The sequence below is a fragment of the Mesorhizobium sp. LSHC412B00 genome (assembly GCF_000503035.1).
Lineage (GTDB): Bacteria > Pseudomonadota > Alphaproteobacteria > Rhizobiales > Rhizobiaceae > Mesorhizobium.
This window is the reverse complement of sequence record NZ_AYWB01000042.1, coordinates 1-1921: the sequence shown is the minus strand read 5'-3', so window position 1 is coordinate 1921 and position 1921 is coordinate 1. Positions and strand designations below refer to the sequence as shown.

The following is a 1921-nucleotide window of genomic DNA, read 5'->3' as shown; positions in this document are numbered from 1 at the left end:
GCTCGCCCGCTCGGCGGCCGATGCGACGGAGTATTTCCAGATCCCGACCGGACGTGTGGTCGAGATCGGCACGCAGGTGGCGATCTGAGGTTTCCGGCAGCCTTTGACGCCACGCACCGGTCATTGCGGGGCAAGCCCTGCGTTGGGAACATGGTAGCCCTACCGTCACGGCACTTGATATTGCATCGCAGCAAGCGTAGAGCACCGCGCGCTTATCGGAGTGTCGTCCATGGCCCTTACCAATGCTGGTATTGAGGCAGAACCCGTCGAACAATCGAGCCATCCCGAAATCGAACAGCACAGCACCAAAGTTCTGATGCTGGGCGCGCTCGGTGTGGTCTATGGCGACATCGGCACCAGCCCGATCTACGCCTTCCGGGAAGCGCTTGTTGCGTCCTCCGGCGGCGAAATCGCCGAGCGCGGCGATATTCTGGGCGTGCTGTCGCTGATCATCTGGTCGTTGACGATTATCGTCACCATCAAATACATCATGTTTGTGCTCAGAGCCGACAACCGAGGCGAGGGCGGCGTACTGTCGCTGATGGCACTGGCGCGCGGCAGTTTCCCGACCCGCTCGGCGATCATCCTGGCCATCGGTATTGTCGGCGCGTCATTGTTCTTCGGTGACGCCGTCATCACGCCGGCAATCTCGGTGCTTTCGGCGGTTGAAGGCATGAATGTCGTTACCCCGACCTTCCAGCCCTACGTCGTGCCGCTGACGCTGGTCATCCTTGCGATCCTGTTTTCGGTGCAGCGCTTCGGGACCGGCGGTGTGGCGCTGATCTTCGGGCCGATCACGGCGGTCTGGTTCCTGGCTATCGGTCTTTCGGGCTTGAACCACATCATCGCCGATCCCGAAATCCTGTGGGCGGTCAGCCCGCACTACATCGTCGCCTTCCTGATCAATTCGCCCGATGTCGCCTTCGTCACCATCGGCGCCATCTTCCTCGCCGTCACCGGCGCCGAAGCGCTTTATGCCGATCTCGGCCATTTCGGCCGCAAGCCCATCGTGCTCGCCTGGCTGGCCATCGTGTTTCCCTGCCTGCTGCTAAACTATGCCGGGCAGGGCGCTTTCGTTCTGGCGAAGAACGGTCACGTCGGCCATCCATTCTTCGAGATGAACGAAGGCTGGACGCTGATCCCGATGGTGGTATTGGCAACCGCGGCGACGGTTATCGCCAGCCAGGCGGTCATCTCCGGCGCCTTCTCGCTGACCCGGCAGGCGGTGCAGCTCAATATGCTGCCGCGCCTCGAAATCCTGCACACGTCGGAACGGCAGTCGGGCCAGATCTACATGCCGCGCGTCAATGTTTTGCTGGCGTTGGCGGTGATGTTGCTGGTCGTCGGTTTCGGCGAATCGAGCAAGCTCGCCTCCGCCTATGGCATCTCGGTGACCGGCAACATGCTGGTGACGACGGTGCTGCTGTTCGTCGTCATGACGCGCATNCTCCGCCTATGGCATCTCGGTGACCGGCAACATGCTGGTGACGACGGTGCTGCTGTTCGTCGTCATGACGCGCATCTGGAAATGGCGCCTGTGGGTGGCGGTGGCGATGACGGCGGTGTTCGCGTTCATCGACATCGGCTTCTTTGCCTCCAACATCGTGAAGGTGTTCGAGGGCGGCTGGGCGTCGCTTGCGGTGGCCTTCACCATCGTTCTGGCGATGTGGACCTGGGTGCGCGGCAGCCGCTATCTGTTCGACAAAACCCGGCGCAACGAAATCCCGCTCGATTTCCTCGCCGGCAATCTGTTGAAGAAGAAGCCGCAGCTGGTGTCCGGCACCGCCGTGTTCCTGACCAGCGATCCGCAAAGCGCGCCGACAGCGCTGATGCACAGCCTGAAGCACTACAAGGTGCTGCACGAGCAGAACGTCATTCTGTCGGTGGTCACCGCACCGCAGCCGCTGGTGCCCGACAGCGA

General features: G+C 61.9%; 1 pseudogene. It reads left to right on the top strand.

Going from position 1 to position 1921, the window contains the following annotated elements:
- Positions 1–229 precede the first annotated feature (229 nt).
- A pseudogene (locus X757_RS00015) lies at positions 230–1921 on the top strand (potassium transporter Kup); the annotation flags it as partial.